The organism is Candidatus Foliamicus sp. (genome assembly GCF_965221325.1).
GTDB lineage: Bacteria > Pseudomonadota > Gammaproteobacteria > Steroidobacterales > Foliamicaceae > Foliamicus.
The window spans coordinates 222440-239172 of record NZ_OZ244880.1; the positions used below are offsets into that span (position 1 = coordinate 222440).

Consider the following 16733-nt stretch of genomic DNA (forward strand, 5'->3'; position numbering starts at 1 on the left):
CTTAACTCATGACCCAGATGACGCCCCGGGAAATTGTCGAGGAACTCGATAAGCACGTGATTGGCCAGAATGCCGCCAAGCGCGCGGTGGCCATCGCCTTGCGCAACCGCTGGCGGCGGATGCAGCTTGACGAGGAGCTGCGCCAGGAAATCACCCCGAAGAATATTCTGATGATGGGCCCTACCGGAGTGGGCAAGACCGAGATTGCGCGCCGGCTGGCGCGTCTGGCGCGCGCGCCTTTCATCAAGGTGGAAGCCACCAAGTTCACCGAGGTGGGCTACGTCGGCCGCGAAGTGGACAGCATTGTGCGGGATCTCACCGACACCGCGGTAAAGATGATCCGCGAGGTGGAAATGGACCGCGTACGCCATCGCGCCCGGGAGAGCGCCGAGCGCCGGGTGCTGGACGCACTGATGCGGCGGGCCGCCGCCGCGGGACCCACTGCCGGGTCGCCGTGGAGCATGGACGGCAATGCGATGAAGGCGGCCCTGCGGCGCGGCGACCTGGACGGCGAAGAAGTCGAGATGGAGCTGCAGGTGGCGCCGGTGGGCGTGGAGATCATGGCGCCGCCGGGCATGGAGGAAATGACCAGCCAGTTGCAAAACATGTTTCAGTCGCTGGGCAACCAGCGCACACGCACGCGCAAACTCAAGGTGAAAGACGCAATGCGGCTTTTGACGGAGGAAGCGGCTGCTTCCATGCTTGATCAGGATGAATTGAAATCGCAGGCGCTTGAGGCGGTAGAGCAAAACGGGATCGTCTTCATTGACGAAATCGACAAGGTTTGCCGGCGCGCCGAGGCCATGGGCGCGGACGTGTCGCGCGAGGGCGTGCAGCGCGACCTCCTGCCGCTGGTGGAAGGCTGCGCCGTGAACACCAAGTACGGCGTGGTGCGCACGGACCATATTCTGTTCATCGCATCGGGGGCGTTTCAGTCGGTCAAGCCTTCCGATCTGATCCCTGAGCTGCAGGGCCGGTTTCCCATCCGCGTGGAGCTGGGCGCGCTGGGCATTGAGGAATTCGAGCGCATACTCACCGAACCGGACGCTTCGCTTACCGAGCAGTACACGGCCCTGCTGAGCACCGAGCGCGTGTCTCTCAGTTTCGATGCGGAGGCCGTGCACCGCATTGCCGAGATCGCCTGTTCGGTCAACGAGAGCACCGAGAATATCGGCGCGCGTCGCCTGCAGACCGTGCTGGAGCGCCTGCTGGAATCGATTTCCTTCGACGCCGCCGACCGGGGCGGCCAGGACCTCAAGGTCGATGCGGCATACGTGGACGAACACTTGGGGGCGTTGGCGGAAGACGAGGATTTTCGCCGCTATATCCTCTGAGCCCGCATGCCGCGCCACGAAGCCAACTTGGGCCGCCAACCGCGCTAGCTCGCCGTCCTTTTCCCGACTGCATGGAAACTCCCCCGAATCCGCAGGCAGCGCCGCTTGAGTTGCGCTTGCTCGGCGACCGCAAGATGCTGCGCGTAAGCTTTGGCGATGGCGAGACCTTTGAACTGGGAGCGGAGTTCCTGCGCGTGAATTCGCCGTCCGCCGAAGTGCGTGGGCATGGCGGAAGCGGGGGCGTTGTGCCGACCGGGAAGGCGGATGTCCGCGTCAAGGACATACAGCCGGTCGGCCAGTACGCGGCAAGACTGGTGTTTGACGACGGCCATGATTCAGGAATCTATTCCTGGGCCTATCTCAGGGAACTGGGACGCAACCGGCGCCAATACTGGGAGCGCTACCTGCGCCGGTCGGCGGCCCTGGAAGATGGCGATGCCAGCGCCTGAACCCGGTTCCGCCGGCGCCGAGCGCTTCGGGTTTCGCCGGGTAAGCCCGGAGGAGAAAACCGAGCGGGTGCACGGCGTGTTCGAATCCGTTGCCGGCCGCTACGACCTGATGAACGACCTCATGTCGCTGGGTGCGCATCGGCTCTGGAAGAAATTCGCCCTGGCCCGCACGGGGTTGCGGCCCGGGGATGCTGCCCTCGACGTGGCGGGCGGGACCGGCGACCTGGCGCTGGGCATGAGCCGGCTGGTGGGACCACGGGGGCGGGTTCTGTTGACCGACATCAATCCCTCCATGCTGCGCCTGGGGCGCCGGGCGCTGCTTGATGCCGGCGCTCATGCCAACTGCCGCGCCATATGCGCCGACGCCACCGCGCTGTCCGTGCCCCCGGCAGCGTTCGACTGCGTGAGCATCGGCTTCGGCTTGCGCAACGTGAGCGGCAAGCCGGCGGCGCTCAGAAGCATGGCGCGGGCGATCAAGCCGGGTGGGCGGCTGGTGGTGCTGGAGTTCTCGCGCCCGGCGCTGAAGGTCCTGCGCGCGGCCTACGACTGGTATTCGTTTGCGGTAATCCCGGCGCTCGGACAACTGGTGACCAAGGACGCCGGCAGCTACCGTTACCTGGTGGAGTCGATCCGCGTGCATCCGGACCAGGAGACGCTGGCCGGGATGATGCGGGAAGCCGGTTTCGAGGACGTGCGCTGGCACAACCTTTCCGGCGGCATCGTGGCCGTGCATATCGGGTTCCGGTATTAGGCCGAGGCAGGACGGGATGCTCGCGCAACTGGCGGATTCGGTCGCTGCGACCCTGAATCGCAACCTTCGCGCTTCGCTCACGGCGCGCCAGGCTGCGGACAAGCTCGAAGGCTTGTCCATGGAGGTAGGGCTGTCGGGTGCGCAACCGGTCTTGCGGATGAGCGTCCGCGGCGGTCGTCTTCACATTGACGAGCCGGGCGATACTCCCGCCGATGTCTCTCTGAGCGGCGGCTTGCCCCGGTTGCTGGCGCTGCTGGGCGGCGATCACGCGGGTCCGGGCCTGGACTTGAGGGGCGATCCTGTGCAAGCGCAAGGTTTCGCGGAGTTGCTCAAGCATTGCCGCCCGGACCCCGAAGAGGAGTTGGCACGCTACACCGGCGAAGTGTTTGCCCGCCAAGCGGGCGATGCCGCGCGCGCCGCGGCGCATTGGGCCGAAGGGAGCGCGGCGTCACTGCGGCGCAGCGCGCGGGATTACGCGCAGGAGGAAGCTCGACTGACGCCCACCCGGGTCGAGTTCGAGGCCTTTGCCGAGCAGGTGGAGCAGTTGCGCGACTTGGTGGCCCGGCTTTCCGCGCGGGCGCGAAATCTGCGGTCGGGCTAGCCCGTTTCGCTGTTGCTCAGGGTCTGCGCATGAGCATCGTGCCGCGCATCTTCGGTATCTTCCGCCTGCTGGCGCGGTATGGGTTGTTGCGCGAGCTTGGTGTGGCGCGGCCACTGCGCGTGCCGGCCTGGATGCTGTTGGCTCGCCGCCGACAAAAGGGCGCCTCGCGCGGCGTTCGCCTGCGCGAGGCGCTGCAGGAGCTGGGGCCGATCTTCGTGAAGTTCGGCCAGAACATCTCCACGCGCCCCGACTTGCTGCCGGATGACATCGCCGCCGAACTGGCCCGGCTGCAGGATGACGTGCCGCCGTTTTCCGCGGAACTGGCGCGCGCCCGTCTGGGGCGGATTTACGGCCGGCCGGTGGAGGAAGTGTTCCGGGATTTCGAGCCCGAAGCGCTGGCCGCCGCGTCCATCGCCCAGGTTCACGCCGCCCGTCTGCCCAGCGGTGAGGAAGTGGTGGTAAAGCTGCTGCGGCCGGGCGTGAAAGAGCGGATCGCCAGAGACGTCAAACTGCTGTATGGATTGGCGCGATTCGCTACACTCGCCTGGCCGTCCACGCGTCGGCTGCGTCTGGTTGAAGTGGTGCGCGAATACGAACGCACGCTGGGACATGAAATGGACCTGACCCGCGAGGGCGCCAACGCCTCGCGCCTGAAGCGCAGTTTCGAGGGCTCGGAAATCATCCACGTGCCCGCTGTTTATTGGGAGTATTGCCGCCCGGAAGCTTTGGTCATGGAGCGGGTGCATGGCGTTCCCATCCGCGAGATCGACGTCCTCAAGAAAGCCGGGGCGGACATTCCCGAGTTGGCGGCGCGCGGCGTACAGATATTTTTCACGCAGGTGTTTCGCGACAGTTTCTTCCACGCCGACATGCATCCCGGCAACGTGTTCGTGGACATCGCCGACCCCAGGAATCCCCGCTACGCGGCGGTTGATTTCGGGATCGTGGGCATCCTCGACGAACGCGATCATCACTATCTGGGCCAGACGCTGTTGGCTTTCTTCGAGCAGGATTACGCCCGTTTGGCCCGCCTGCATCTCTACTGGGGCTGGGTCGAACCTTCCACGCGCGCGGAGGACCTGGAGGCGGCGTTTCGCGTGATCGGCGAGCCGATTTTCGCCAGGCCCTTGAGCGAGTGCAGTTTCGGCACGGTTCTGGGACGCATATTCGCTACCGCCCAGGACTTCGACATGCAACTCCAGCCCCAGATGCTGTTGCTGCACAAGACCCTGTTGAACATTGAAGGTCTTGGGCGGGAGTTGTACCCCGAACTCGATCTATGGGAAACGGGTTACCCGCTGCTCAAGCAATGGATGCGGCGCCGCGCGGAGCCGGCGCGCGTGCTCAAGGAGCTGGGCCGCGACCTGCCCGAATTGCGCTATGCGCTGCAACGCCTGCCGCGGGTTGCCCACCACCTGCTGGACCGCGCCGAAGGTAAGCAGGCGCGCATCGACCGCGGCGGGCTGGAGGCGCGTCGGCGCCGCTGGCGACAGCTCACGGGCGGCGTGTTGCTGATTGTCGGGGCGCTGTTGCTCGGCTTGCGTGCCGAGCCGGTCTGGCTGGCCTGGCTGGCTGGCGCCGCCGGTCTGGCCATGCTGCTCGCCTCGCGACCGCGCCGCTAACGGCGCTTGCCTGGGGCTTTCAGGCGCGCAGTCCCTGCACGAAGGCGCCGGCATCCTCGCCGCGTTCCAGGCAGTCCACAACCGCGGAGCCCACAATCACCCCATCGGCCACGCCGCTCAAGGCGCGAACCTGCTCCGCACTGCGCACGCCGAAGCCGGCACAGACGGGAACGCCGGCATACCGACTCACCTTTTCCATGTAGTCGGTCATTTCCGCCGAAACCTCCCGTTTCCCACCGGTCACGCCGGTGACCGTAACGGCATACACGAACCCGTCGCTGCCTCGGCATAGCGCGCGCAGGCGTTCGTCGGGCGTGGCCGGGGTGACCATCTGCACCAGCGCCACGCCATGCTCTTCGAGTTGCCCGCGAACCGTTACGCATTCCTCCCAGGGCAAGTCGGGCACGATCAGAGCAGCCACGCCGCAGCCTGGGCACCGCGCCGCCAGCTTTTCGATTCCATAGGCGAGCAGGGGGTTGTAGTAACTCATCAGTACCAGCGGAACGCCGTAGTCGCGGTGTCGTTCAAGTTCGTCCAGTATCCAGTGCAGGGTGACGCCGTTGGCTATCGCCGTTTCGCTGGCGCGTTGAATGGTCACGCCGTCGGCCATCGGGTCGGAAAACGGCACGCCGATCTCCACCGCGTCGCCGGCGGCCGCCAGCTTGCCCAGGATGGGATGAAAGTCTTCCTTGCGCGGGTGCCCGGCGGTGAAGAACGGCAGCAGCGCCGGCTGCTGCGCCTGGGCAATGGCGCTGCGCAGACGTTCGGCGCCGGTCATGACGGTGTTCACGGGCGTGCATTGTGGTGCATTGCTGCCCTGCCTGGCAATTGTTCCTGCACGGAATCCTCCTGCCGGGCAGGCCGCGTCTGCTCGTTTTGCAACGGTCGGGGGAGCCCCGGCATCAAGTGTTCATGCCTACCTCATCTGCAAGGGGATGTCCCATGAATCGATTCCTTCTGTTGCCATGTGTGCTGCTCGCCGCCGGCTGCGCCACCTTCAAGGATCCCAGCGGCGCCATCGTCGATATGCAGGGCGTTGACCCTCGGCAATACGAAGTCGACCTTGCCGATTGTCAGCGATATGCCGACGAAGTTCCGGTGGCCGAGCATGTCGGAACCGGCGCGGCTGTCGGAGCCGCGGTGGGCGCTGTAGCCGGCGCCGTTTCCGGCTCCGACAAGACGGGCATAGGACAGACGGCTGGCGTGGGTGCAGTGTATGGGGGCACCAAGTCCGGCGTGTCCGCCGTGCGTGAATCCCGCCATGTGCTGCGCGAATGCCTGCGCGGCCGAGGCTATCGCGTTCTGAACTAGCGGCAGCCCGAGGCCTGGAGAAATGTCCAGGTCAGCGCAGTAAGCGGCCCGGCCTCAGTTCAGCGTTTTGGCAAGCGTGGGCATGTCCTTGTCGCCGCGGCCCGACAAGCCGATCAGTATCCGCTTGCCTGGATTGTCCCGCGCCCAGCGGCGGGCGGCGAAAAGGGCATGAGCGGGTTCCAGCGCCGGCAGTATGCCCTCAAGCCGACAGCACTCGGCCAATCCCTCCAGGGCCTGTCGGTCGCTGGCCGTCAGGTATTCGACGCGGCCTATGGCCTGCAGCAGCGCGTGCTCCGGGCCGACCCCCGGGTAGTCGAGGCCAGCGGAAATCGACGCGGTTTCCAGAACCTGACCGTGCTCATCGTAGAGCAGCATCGAATAGCTACCGTGCAGCACTCCCGGCTTGCCGGCGCATAGCGAAGCGGCGTTTTCGCCGGCGCCCGTACCGGTGCCGCCGGCCTCCACGCCGAACAGACGCACCGCTGCATCGCCGAGAAAGGCGTGAAACAGCCCGATGGCGTTCGAGCCTCCGCCCACGCAGGCAAACACGGCGTCCGGCAGCCCGCCCGCCAACTCCTTGATTTGCCGGCGCGCTTCCACGCCGATGATCTTCTGCAGTTCGCGCACCAACCACGGATAGGGATGCGGCCCCACTGCCGACCCCAGCAGGTAATAAATCCCTTGAGGATCCGCAACCCAGGAGCGAAAGGCCTCATCGGTTGCCGCCCTGAGCGTTCGGTCGCCCTTGTCCACAGCCACCACCTCGGCTCCAAGCTGGCGCATCCGCTGCACATTCGGCGCTTGCCGCTGCATGTCCAGCACTCCCATGTACACCGTGCAGGGCAGCCCCGCGCGGGCGCAGGCTGCCGCTGCCGCGACCCCGTGCTGGCCGGCGCCGGTTTCCGCCACAACCCGTTGCGCGCCCAGGCGCCGCGCCAAGTGCGCTTGGCCCAGCGCGTTATTGATCTTGTGCGCACCGGTATGCGCCAGGTCCTCGCGCTTTATCCATACCTCCGCTCCCCAGGCGCGCTCCAGGCCACGCGCCCGGGTGAGCGGTGTGGGACGTCCTATCCACTCCCGGCGTTCTTCGTCCAGCGCACGGCAAGCTTCCTCGTTGGAAAAGAAATCGCGTGCCTTGCGCTCCAGCCGGGCCAGCGCCGGCATCAGCGTTTCGGGCGCGAACCTCCCGCCGAACGGCCCAAAGCGGCCATTGTTGTCCGGTAGCGCTCCCTTGAGCAGCCGGCTCAGCAGCGCGCGGGCCTCTGATTGGGGAACTTTCACTAGCAGGGCCTGTTATCGCTAAGCCGCGCTGCGCGCCGCGCGCACGAACGCGGTAATGGCCGCGCTGTCCTTGACGCCGGGCGCGCTTTCCACGCCTGAGGCGACATCCACGCCCCAGGGACGAACCCGGCGCACCGCGTCGCCAACATTCCCAGGGTCCAAGCCGCCGGCCAGCAGCACTTGCGCGTGGCGCGCCAGCCGCGCCGCGCGTTCCCAGCTCGGTTGTTCGCCGTGCCCGCTGCGCGCGCCTTCGAACAGGCAGCGGCTTGCGGGCGGAACCGTGTGCGGGTCGAATTCCTCGTGGTCTCTGTACACAGGCAGGGTCCGTATTTCCGGGGGCAGCATCAGGCGCGCCAGACTGTCGGCATCGGCTTGCAGACAATCCGGCCGGAAATCGGCAAACACCTTTTCCCAATCGCTCTGAACCGGGCGCAGCATAACCGCAACCCGCAGAATATGCTCTGGAACGGCTTCGGCAAGGTTTGCTGCCTGTTGCGGCGCCAGGCAGCGCGGCGAAGGCGGGTAGAAGTTGAACCCGATAGCGCTGGCGCCGGCGGTCGCAGCCGCGCTCACGGCTTCGGCGGTTTTCACGCCGCAGATCTTCACGAACAGACTCATTGGCGTTGTGCCTTTGACTTGCGTCCCTCGGCAAGCATCTCCGCCACGAGATGACCGGGAGCGGCTGATCGCATCAGCGCGCTGCCCACCAGTACGCCATCCCAACCTGCTGCAGCCAGCTCGGCGGCGTCCTGAGGTCCCTGCACGCCGCTTTCGGCGAACATCGCATAGGCGCCCGCCTTGGCGGGTCGGAAGCGGTGGAAGCGCTGTTTGTCCACCTCCAGCGTTTGCAGGTCGCGGCAATTGAGGCCAAGCAGCGCCTGCGTCCTGTCCGCCTTCGCCCGCTCGGCCATGCGCCGCGCGCGTTGCTGCTGTTCGTCGTCGAAGGCCTCCAGCAGCGCGAACATGCCGCAGCGCAGGGCGGTGGCCAGCATGGCCTCGGTGTCGCCGTCGGCGGTCATGCCCACAATCAGCAGCACGCCGGCCGCGCCATGCTGCCGCGCTTCCCATACCTGGTAAGGCTCGACCAGGAAATCCTTGCGCATGACCGGGGTTTGGGGCGCGGCGTCCGCCACCCTTCGGAGCAGTTCCAGGGAGCCGCCGAAACGACTTGGCTCGGTGAGCACCGACAAGGCCAGCGCGCCGCCGTCCACATAGTTCGCCGCCAGTCCCTGCGGCTCGAAGGCCGCGCCGGCAAGTGCGCCCTCGCTGGGGGAGGCCGGCTTGATTTCGGCGATCAGATCGAAGCCTGCGCGCGAAAACGCCAACTTGGGCGGTGGCGGCATGGCCTCGACGCGGCGCGCAAGCTCCGCTTCGCTCAGGCTCTGTTTCGCATGCCGGACGCGCGCGCGGCTTGATTCCGCCATGCGCTCGAGAAATCCCGCGCTCATTCCGTCGTGATGCGCTCCAGCAGGCGCGCCGCCCGGCCTTCGCGCAAGGCGTCCCGCGCCGTTTGCAATCCCTCGGCGAGGTCGGCTGCAACGCCGGTAAGTTCGAGAACCAGCCCCGCCTGCAAGGCCAGCGCATCGTTCAGCGCCTCGCTGCCTTCACCGCGCAAGGCGGCTTTCAGAACGCGGGCGTTGTAGTCCCGATCGCCGCCCGCCAGCGCCGCAGGGGCGCAGCGCGGAATGCCGACATCCGCGGGGTCTCGGGTGCTGGCATCTACCCGTCCCGGGCGCACATCCAGCAGCAGGTAGCGGCCGGCCGGCGTGGGCTCGTCCCAGCCTGGCTCTCCATGCACCACGAAACAGCGCTCGATGTCCAGCCCGCTGAGGGTGTCGGCGATCAACCGCGCCGCATCCATGCTGAATGCGCCCACCAGCATGAACGGCGGCCGCGCCGGATTGGCCAGCGGCCCGAGCAAATTGAACACGGTGGGCACGCCCAAGGCGGTGCGCACCGGGGCCACCGATTTCATGGCCGGATGAAAGTACGGCGCGAACATGAAGGCGAATCCATGGGTGTTCAATTGCCGGGTCACCTCGCCGGCGCTGTCCGGCCAGGGCACGCCCAGCGCGTTCAGCACGTCCGCGCTGCCGGTCTTGCTGGACACGGCGCGATTGCCGTGCTTGGCCACCCGCACCCCGCAGGAGGCTACAAGCAAGCCGGCGCCGGTGGACAGGTTGATGCTGCCCGAGCCGTCGCCGCCGGTTCCGACAACATCCGCTGCCGGAGCGCCGGACGGCAGTTCGGGTCGAATCGCCAGCGCCCGCATGGCGCGCGCAAAACCGCGCAGTTCGGCGGCGTTTTCTCCCTTCAGTCGGAGCGCGGCCAGCAACCCGCCGGCCAGCGCCGCCGGCGCTTCGCCCTGCGCCAGTTCGCGCATGGCCGTCTCGGCTTCGCTCTCGCTGAGGGATTCGCCGGCCAGCAGGCGTGCCAGCATTTCGCGCAGCGGACTGGACATCAGAGGTTGTACATCATGGGTAACAGCAGGGAAAAGCCGCCCCACATGATGAGCGTCAGCGGTGCGCCTATGCGCAGGAAATCCAGCCGCCGGTAACCGCCCGCGCTCATTATCAGGAGGTTGGTCTGGTAGCCGATCGGGGTCAGGAAGCTCATGTTGGCGCCGAAGATCACTGCCAGAATGAAGGGTTCCACGGGCGCGCCCAGCCCGGTGGCAAAGGCGGCGGCGATCGGCGTTCCGATAATCGCAGCGGCATTGTTGGACACAACGTTGGTAAGGATGGCCATTATCAGCATCAGCGCGCTGAGCACCAAGGGAACAGGGAGGCCCTGGGAAAATGCCACGAAAACCGCCGCCAGCCATTCGTCGGCGCCGGTTTTGAGCAGGGCGTCTCCGAGCCCCAGGCTGGTCACGATGATGATGGTGAGTGGCACGTTGAAGGCGTCTCGCACATTGCGCCAACTCAGGCACTTGGCCGCGATCATTGCGCCCACGCCCACCACGGAGGTCACCACGATAGGCATCCAGCCCAGCGCTGCTGGGGCTATGGCCGCGGCCATGATGCCCACGGCGGCCCGCGCGCGACCCGTGCGCGGCAGCTCCATGACGCGCCCCAGAACGAGTACCGAGGATTCGGTGGTGAGGCGGCGTATGTCGGCGCGCGAGGCCTGCACGAGAATTACGTCGCCGGTGCTCAGACGCGCGTTGAGCAAGTCTTCGCTGGGCGCTTCCCGGTCGCCGGCCCGGTACATGGCCAACGGCGACAACCCATAGATTTCGTCGAGGTGCGCCTCGTGCAGGCTGCGTTTGTCGAGCGGCGAGCCGCGCGTGACCACCAGCTCGGCCACCTGCTGTGGTTCGTTGGAAAACTTGAGTTCGCCGCCGGGCAGCGACGCACCAAGCAGCCTTTCAAACTCGTGCAATCGCTCCAGGGTGTCGCGCACGAACAGGCGGTCGCCGGCCCGGATGCGGATCATCGGAAGCCGCGACACAATCACGTCGTTGCCTCGCAAGACGCGGGTGACTTCGATGGTGTTGTTGGTGCGCGCGCGGATTTCCGCCAGCGTCTTGCCATCGGCGAAGCCCTCGGCGCGGATGCGCAGCGTGGTTGCATAGACGCGGTGGGCCGTCTGCAGCGGCAGCTTGCGTTCCGGCATCAGCTTGGGCGCCAGCCACCAGAGGAAAGCAATCCCCACTCCGCCCACCATCAGAACCGGCAGGCTGAAGGAGAACATGCCGAATCGTTCCAGACCCAGGTCCTCGGCGATGCCCACAACCAGCAGATTGGTGGAAGTGCCGATAACCGTGGACATCCCCCCGATCAGGGTGGCGAACCCCATTGGCAGCAGGATGGACGAGGGCGCCTGGTGGGCGTGCAGTGCCGCGGCGGTGAGCACCGGCAGCAGCATCACCACTACCGGCGTGTTATTTACGAAGGCGCTGAAGAACGCCGAGCCGACCAGCGTCAGCAGGGCGGCCAGCAGCGGAATGCGGTTCCACAGTCGCGTGAAGAAAAGCGCCACCGGCCGCAGCGCGCCGGTCGTCTCCAGTCCTTTGCCCATGATCAGCAGCGCGGTGATGGTCACCAGCGCCTCGTGGCCCAGGTTGCGGAAGAAATCGGTCGAATCGATAACCCGCTGGCCGTCGCGCTCCAGTGGCCACAATTCGAATCCCACAAGCAGCAGCAGCAGCACACCCATGCCGGCCGATTCCAGCGGAATGCGGTCGCGGGTAAACAAGTACAGCGCGAACACGGTGAGCAGCATCACCATCAGGGCGTGCGCGCCAGGGAATTCCGGCAAGATCAAACTCCAGCGAGCCTTGCGGCTGCAGCGAAACCGCTATGGTAGCAGCCGGATAGCGCGCTTCGCCGGTCTTTCAGTCCAGCGGTCCGACCCCACTGAGAGCCCATGTACGGCGCAACAGTCGTTCGTAATCGGCGCGGTCCAGCAGTGCCCTCGCCTCGCTTCCGTGCATGGTCAGGTTGTCGGCAACGCGCACCACGGGCAGTAGATTCAGCCAGGCGCTTGCCGGTATAGTCGTGGGTTTGCGCGGCAGTACGCAATACGGCGATAGCGCCAGGAGTTGACGGTGGCGTGGGCTGCGTTGCGCGATGATGCGGTCGGCGCGGTCGGCGCCGTAACGCGGCGTTAGCGCTTGCACCAACTGGCCCGCATCCAGGGCCGGGTAGGGGCCGCGCTCGCCAGCCAGGCGCAAGGATTCGCGCAGCAACTGGCGCTTGAACAGCCGCAACCACCGCTGGATGATCGCCACCGTGGACGGTTGTTCGGGGTTCATGCCATGCCGCAGCGCCAGGTCGCCAATTCCGGTTACGTGTGCGGCCAGACGGCGGTTGGCGCGGGCGTCGGCGCGCAGCCGGCCCGAGGGCCAGGAAACGCAATCGATCAGGTTGTCAGCCAGCCGAACGCCCACGCGCACCAGCTTCTTCAGGTGCCCCACGCCTCGTTCGATCTGCTCCACCGGAATCGTGCTCAAGTCGAACTGCATGCCCAACCAGGCGGTGCCAGCCGGCGCCTCGAACAGGCTCAGGGGCATCACGGCGTCGGGCGTTTCCTTGCCGACCAGGTCGGTAAGCGGCGCCCGCTCGCGGCATAGCACCAGTTCGACCGCGCCCCGGTGGCTTGCGTCAACCAGTTCGGGCCACTGCGCCTGCGCGCCGAAACTCTGCGGGCCCACCCGCAGAACCACGCCGAAACCTGCCAGGTTGTCGCCGGCCGCCGCCTTCATCAGGGCTGCGCTTCCCGCGTGTTCCGCGCGCAGAGACAAGGCGATGTAGGCCGGCGCGTCGCCTGCGTCGCGCATCGCCTTCAATTCGGACGTCACCTCTGTCAGCCATGCGCCGAACCGGTGCGCGGGAAATCCCGACAAATCAACGCCCAGTGCCACATCCTGCCCCTTGAGGCCGGCAACGCCCACGCGCAACTCCTGCAGCGCCGCGTTGTTCCGACCCGGCTGCTCGTCGTCCGGCGCCTTGAGGGCAAGCGCGCATTGGCCGGCGATGGCATGTCGCGGCTCTGCAGTGTGTGCGGCGTCGAAGGGCAATGGTCCGATAGTGCGGCCGCTGAGCAGGCGCTCGAAGTAGCCGCGCCAGAGCTCCGGCTGACTTTCCGCGCGCACGGCAATATCCGCCAGTGCGGTGGCGAGCTGCGCGCGCTCACCGCCGCCGGCAAGTGGCGAGTCCATGGTCGCAATCCTGCGCCTTAGCGGAGCGCTGCATCAAGCATGAAATCGTGCGTGTTCGAGGCAATACACCGGCTGGCGCGGACAGGGCGCCAGTTCCCCGCATTGCAAGCTGAGTCAGGACCTGAGCAGGTCCTTGAGAGGCACGCTCTCGTCGGCAAGCAGGTTGGGGTCGGGGGCCGCTTGCGCGGCGATCAGTTTCTTGCCGGCCATGAAATCGCGGGGGTTGGATACGGCTTCGACCGCGCTCAATAGCCCATCGCGCAGCCGAAACACTGAAAAAGCGCCCGACCCCGGATCGCCCCGCAGCACCGCTGCATCGTTTGGCGCCGCCAGGCCCGCGATTTGCAGCTTGGCCTGGTACTGGTCGGACCAGAACCACGGTGCGGCGGAATATGGCTTGGGTTTGCCGAGGATCACGGAGGCCGCCACCTGTCCGTGATCTATGGCGTTCTGCACGGATTCCAGACGCACGGCGGTTCCCAGCAGCGTGTTTTCGGTGCGCGCGCAATCGCCGGCGGCGAGGACCGCCTGGTCTTGGGTACGGCAGTGGGCGTCGGTGCGTATGCCGTCTTGTTCGGGCAGGCCGCAGGCCTGCGCCAGGGTCGTAGCGGGCCGCACCCCGACGCCCACCACGACCGCGTCGGCAGGGAAGCTCCCGCCGCTGGTCTCCACGCCTTCGACGCGCCGCGCGCCGGTAAAACTGCGTACCTTGGCGCCGGTGTGAATGCGCACCCCGAACTGACGGTGCAGGTCGGTCAGCCAATCCGTTACCTGGGCGCTTGCCACGCGGCTCATCACCCGCGGCATGGCTTCGAGCACCGTAACCTCCGCGCCGGCGCTGCGGGCGGTGGCAGCCACTTCCAGTCCGATATAGCCGCCCCCCACGATCACGATTCGGCGGTGCGGCGCAAGTTCTTTGCGCAACCGGCTGGAGTCGGCCAGCGAGCGCAGGTAATGCACACCGGGAAGGTTGGCGCCGGGCACCTCCAGGCGCCGCAGGCGGCTGCCGGTGGCCAGCACCAGCCAGTCGTAGGCCAGCGCCTCGCCGTTGTCGAGCGCGGCTACCTTGCGCTGCCGATCAATGGCCACCACGCGCTGTCCTAGCCGCAGTTCAACGCCCTTGGAATCGTAATACTCCGGCTGCCGCAGCAGCAGCCGACTCTCTTCCATTTTGCCCGCCAGGAATTGCTTGGACAGCGGTGGACGCTGGTACGGGCAGATTTGCTCCTCGCTGACCAGACTGATGCGCCCCGCATAGCCGCCCAGCCGCAAAGAGACGATCAGTTGCGCCGCCGCCTGGCCGCCGCCCACGATCAATACCGACTCGTTCATGGGAGTTTATGCACCGGCAGGCCCGGACTATCCTGCAGCGGCCGGCTGCAGCGGCCAGAAAATCGGCAGCGCCAGCATCACCACGAGAAAGACGATCAGGGTCAGAGGTATGCCGGCGCGTATGTAATCGCGGAAGCGGTAGTTCCCCGGGCCCATGATGAGGATGTTGGCAGGGTGTGAAATGGGACTCGCGAAGCTGGCGGAAGCGGCCATGGCCATCGCCATCATCGCGGTGGTGGGCGCAATGCCCAGCGATGCGCTGGCCGACAACACTACCGGCGACATCAACACCACCAAGGCGGCCGTGGGCACGATCATCGTGGCCAGCGCCGTAACCAGGTAGAGCCCCCCGATCACGTACCAGGGTCCCAGGTTGCCGAGCACCTCCACCGCGGTGCTGGCCAGCAGGCGCGCGGCGCCGGTATTGTCCAGGGCCGCACCCAGCGGCAGCATGCCGGCAATCAGGAACACGGCGCGCCAGTCGATGGCCCGGTAGGCCTCTTCCATACTGAGGCAACGGATCAGCACCATCAACGTGGCGCCGATCAGGGCCGCGATCGAAATCGGCAGCCAGCCGGAAAGCACTGCGCCCACCACGCCGATCAGCACCAACCCCGCGTAGCGCTTGCGAGGACGGCGGGGCACGAAGGGAGTAACCTCGACGAACGAAGGGTCGCCGGCCAGGCGGCGCAGGTTGCTGCGGGGGCCGACCAGCAGCAAGGCGTCCCCAAAATTGAGCCGTTCCGTTTGCAGGTCGGTATGCAGCGTTTCGCCCGCGCGCCGCACGGCCACGAGTTCCAACCCGTATTTCTCGTTGAAGCCCATTTCAGCCGCCGTGCGTCCGTCGAGGTCGGACAGCGGCGCCAGCGTTACCTCCTCGGTAGCCAGTCGCTCGGACGCGTAGAGATTCAAGGCGGGCGTCATCTCCTCTTCGATCTGCAATTCCTGCACGGCGCGCAGCGTTTCCAGGTCTTCGCTGCGCGTTTGCAGGAGCAGTCGGTCGTCTTCGCGAAACACTTCATCGGGCCCCGGGATGAAATGCACCTCCTCGCCGCGGCTGATCGCCAGCAGCCGGAATTCGAGCGCTTCGGCCAGGCGCGTACGCGCGAAGGCTGCGCCCACCAGCGGCGAGCCGGCGGGAATGCGCAGGCTTATGACCCGCTCATCGGGACGGTAGAGTTGCTCCACCGTGGTTTCGTCGAGTTCCACCACCTCATCGAACTCGTCCAGCCGGCGCGCCAGGTCGGCGGTGTCCACCAGGCCCTGGAGCAGCAGGTGGTCGCCGGCCCGTAGCGGCAAGCGGCCGAGGCCGGAGCGCACTACCCTGCCGCCGCGGCGCAAGGCAATGGCCAGCCCGCGCGTCTTCACTTGCAGTTCCTGGCGGTTGACGGGCGCCTGGAGGAGCGGCGAGCCCTGCGCGACCCGCACTTCCACCATGCGCAGATGCTCGGTCATCGGCAGGGTGGCGGCCACGGCTTCTCCTTTGTCGATCACCGCCTGCCAGGCGCGCAGCTCTTCGATATGGTCGCGCCGGCCCTGCACCAGCAGCCGGTCGCGGCCCTTCAGAGCTGTTTGCCTGGAGGGCAGCCGAAGGATGCGGCGGCCGCGCTCGATTGCGATGATCACCAGGCCCAGCGCGGCGATGCGGCTGTCGGCCAGCGTCCGTCCGGCAAGCTTCGATTGCGCGCTCAGCGAGACCGTGAACATGAAATCGCTCAGGCCGTAGAGCGCACGCAGATTGCGCTGACTGGGCGTGCGGTCGAACTCGCCCGCCTCATGCGTGGGCAGCAGACGGCGCCCGAACAGTACGAAGAACAGGACGCCTGCCAGCAGCGCGGCGCCGCCAACCGGTAGAAAATCGAACAGTTGAAAGCTGTCGGTTCCCTGATCCGCGAGGGCCGCGGAAACCAGCAGGTTTGGCGGCGTGCCGATCTGAGTCGTGAGCCCGCCCAGGAGGCAGCCGAAAGAAAGCGGCATGAGCAGCCGCGACGGCGGCACACGGGCGCGGCGCGCCAGTCCCATGACCACCGGCAGCATCAGCACCGCCACGCCGATATTGTTCATGAAGGCCGACAGGCCGCCCGATGCAAGCATGATGACGGCTACCAGCGCTCCCTCGTTGTGCCCCGATATGCGCAGCACGTATTGGCCGATCAGCTCGCCCACGCCGGTTCGCAGCAGGCCCTCGCTGATGATGAACATGGCCCACAGCGTTATCACGGCCTCGTTGCTGAAGCCGGCCACTGCCTCGCCGGGCGTGACCAGTCCGGTGAGGGCCAGCGCACCTACCACCAGCAAGGCCACGATGTCCATCCGTAGCGCCTCGGTCACGAACAGGACCAGGGAGATCACGAGGATCGTGATAACCAGCGCAATATCAAACATTG

15 protein-coding genes are annotated in these 16733 nt (G+C 66.6%); 6 read left to right on the forward strand and 9 right to left on the reverse strand.

Features of this window, described 5'->3' with window-relative positions; all coding sequences use genetic code 11:
* Positions 1 to 8 precede the first annotated feature (8 nt).
* The 5 genes from hslU (at position 9) to ubiB (ending at position 4757) form a co-directional block, all read left to right on the forward strand.
* On the forward strand, positions 9 to 1334 hold the full coding sequence (hslU, locus tag ACWCOO_RS01050) for an ATP-dependent protease ATPase subunit HslU (protein ID WP_446831128.1): 1326 nt from the start codon (positions 9 to 11) through the stop codon (positions 1332 to 1334).
* A 71-nt stretch (positions 1335 to 1405) separates the two neighbouring features.
* Positions 1406 to 1783: a gamma-butyrobetaine hydroxylase-like domain-containing protein gene (locus tag ACWCOO_RS01055; protein ID WP_446831129.1), complete on the forward strand. Its 378-nt coding sequence runs from the start codon at positions 1406 to 1408 to the stop codon at positions 1781 to 1783.
* On the forward strand, positions 1764 to 2534 hold the full coding sequence (locus ACWCOO_RS01060; RefSeq protein WP_446831130.1) for a class I SAM-dependent methyltransferase: 771 nt from the start codon (positions 1764 to 1766) through the stop codon (positions 2532 to 2534). Before ACWCOO_RS01055 ends, ACWCOO_RS01060 begins: the two co-directional genes overlap by 20 nt.
* Positions 2535 to 2550: 16 nt before the next feature.
* The gene (locus tag ACWCOO_RS01065; protein ID WP_446831131.1) at positions 2551 to 3135 is read left to right on the forward strand and encodes a ubiquinone biosynthesis accessory factor UbiJ; all 585 of its coding nucleotides are present in this window, start codon (positions 2551 to 2553) and stop codon (positions 3133 to 3135) included.
* 23 nt (positions 3136 to 3158) lie between these two features.
* Positions 3159 to 4757, forward strand: coding sequence for a 2-polyprenylphenol 6-hydroxylase (gene ubiB / locus ACWCOO_RS01070; RefSeq protein WP_446831968.1), 1599 nt, complete (start codon positions 3159 to 3161; stop codon positions 4755 to 4757).
* Positions 4758 to 4776: 19 nt separating this feature from the next.
* Here ubiB and trpA read toward each other — a convergent pair whose 3' ends face one another.
* Entirely contained in the window at positions 4777 to 5547 is a 771-nt protein-coding gene (gene trpA / locus ACWCOO_RS01075; RefSeq protein ID WP_446831132.1) for a tryptophan synthase subunit alpha, read from the reverse strand.
* A 152-nt stretch (positions 5548 to 5699) separates the two neighbouring features.
* Between trpA and ACWCOO_RS01080 the strand changes: the two genes are divergently transcribed.
* On the forward strand, positions 5700 to 6068 hold the full coding sequence (locus ACWCOO_RS01080) for a glycine zipper family protein (RefSeq protein ID WP_446831133.1): 369 nt from the start codon (positions 5700 to 5702) through the stop codon (positions 6066 to 6068).
* A 54-nt stretch (positions 6069 to 6122) separates the two neighbouring features.
* Here the strand turns inward: ACWCOO_RS01080 and trpB are convergent, their stop codons facing one another.
* The 8 genes from trpB to ACWCOO_RS01120 form a co-directional block, all read right to left on the reverse strand.
* Positions 6123 to 7349, reverse strand: coding sequence for a tryptophan synthase subunit beta (gene trpB, locus ACWCOO_RS01085; RefSeq protein ID WP_446831134.1), 1227 nt, complete (start codon positions 7347 to 7349; stop codon positions 6123 to 6125).
* Between the two features lie 18 nt (positions 7350 to 7367).
* The gene (locus tag ACWCOO_RS01090) at positions 7368 to 7967 is read right to left on the reverse strand and encodes a phosphoribosylanthranilate isomerase (protein ID WP_446831135.1); all 600 of its coding nucleotides are present in this window, start codon (positions 7965 to 7967) and stop codon (positions 7368 to 7370) included.
* A complete protein-coding gene (locus tag ACWCOO_RS01095; protein ID WP_446831136.1) occupies positions 7964 to 8797 on the reverse strand; it encodes an indole-3-glycerol phosphate synthase TrpC in 834 nt (277 codons plus the stop codon). The genes ACWCOO_RS01090 and ACWCOO_RS01095 overlap by 4 nt, the downstream gene beginning before the upstream one ends.
* Positions 8794 to 9810: an anthranilate phosphoribosyltransferase gene (gene trpD, locus ACWCOO_RS01100; protein WP_446831137.1), complete on the reverse strand. Its 1017-nt coding sequence runs from the start codon at positions 9808 to 9810 to the stop codon at positions 8794 to 8796. Before trpD ends, ACWCOO_RS01095 begins: the two co-directional genes overlap by 4 nt.
* The gene (locus ACWCOO_RS01105) at positions 9810 to 11612 is read right to left on the reverse strand and encodes an SLC13 family permease (RefSeq protein WP_446831138.1); all 1803 of its coding nucleotides are present in this window, start codon (positions 11610 to 11612) and stop codon (positions 9810 to 9812) included. Before ACWCOO_RS01105 ends, trpD begins: the two co-directional genes overlap by 1 nt.
* 76 nt (positions 11613 to 11688) lie before the next feature.
* Positions 11689 to 13014: a hypothetical protein gene (locus ACWCOO_RS01110; protein ID WP_446831139.1), complete on the reverse strand. Its 1326-nt coding sequence runs from the start codon at positions 13012 to 13014 to the stop codon at positions 11689 to 11691.
* Between the two features lie 114 nt (positions 13015 to 13128).
* Positions 13129 to 14346, reverse strand: coding sequence for an NAD(P)/FAD-dependent oxidoreductase (locus tag ACWCOO_RS01115; RefSeq protein WP_446831140.1), 1218 nt, complete (start codon positions 14344 to 14346; stop codon positions 13129 to 13131).
* 27 nt (positions 14347 to 14373) lie between these two features.
* Positions 14374 to 16731: an SLC13 family permease gene (locus ACWCOO_RS01120; RefSeq protein ID WP_446831141.1), complete on the reverse strand. Its 2358-nt coding sequence runs from the start codon at positions 16729 to 16731 to the stop codon at positions 14374 to 14376.
* Positions 16732 to 16733: the final 2 nt, after the last annotated feature.

Excerpts from the sequence above, each read along its gene's own strand:
- hslU (WP_446831128.1), top strand. The coding sequence starts at position 9 with ATGACCCAGATGACGCCCCGGGAAATTGTCGAGGAACTCGATAAGCAC.
- ACWCOO_RS01055 (WP_446831129.1), top strand. The coding sequence starts at position 1,406 with ATGGAAACTCCCCCGAATCCGCAGGCAGCGCCGCTTGAGTTGCGCTTG.
- ACWCOO_RS01060 (WP_446831130.1), top strand. The coding sequence starts at position 1,764 with ATGGCGATGCCAGCGCCTGAACCCGGTTCCGCCGGCGCCGAGCGCTTC.
- ACWCOO_RS01065 (WP_446831131.1), top strand. The coding sequence starts at position 2,551 with ATGCTCGCGCAACTGGCGGATTCGGTCGCTGCGACCCTGAATCGCAAC.
- ACWCOO_RS01080 (WP_446831133.1), top strand. The coding sequence starts at position 5,700 with ATGAATCGATTCCTTCTGTTGCCATGTGTGCTGCTCGCCGCCGGCTGC.
- ACWCOO_RS01090 (WP_446831135.1), bottom strand. The coding sequence starts at position 7,967 with ATGAGTCTGTTCGTGAAGATCTGCGGCGTGAAAACCGCCGAAGCCGTG.
- ACWCOO_RS01095 (WP_446831136.1), bottom strand. The coding sequence starts at position 8,797 with ATGAGCGCGGGATTTCTCGAGCGCATGGCGGAATCAAGCCGCGCGCGC.
- trpD (WP_446831137.1), bottom strand. The coding sequence starts at position 9,810 with ATGTCCAGTCCGCTGCGCGAAATGCTGGCACGCCTGCTGGCCGGCGAA.
- ACWCOO_RS01110 (WP_446831139.1), bottom strand. The coding sequence starts at position 13,014 with ATGGACTCGCCACTTGCCGGCGGCGGTGAGCGCGCGCAGCTCGCCACC.
- ACWCOO_RS01115 (WP_446831140.1), bottom strand. The coding sequence starts at position 14,346 with ATGAACGAGTCGGTATTGATCGTGGGCGGCGGCCAGGCGGCGGCGCAA.
- ACWCOO_RS01120 (WP_446831141.1), bottom strand. The coding sequence starts at position 16,731 with ATGTTTGATATTGCGCTGGTTATCACGATCCTCGTGATCTCCCTGGTC.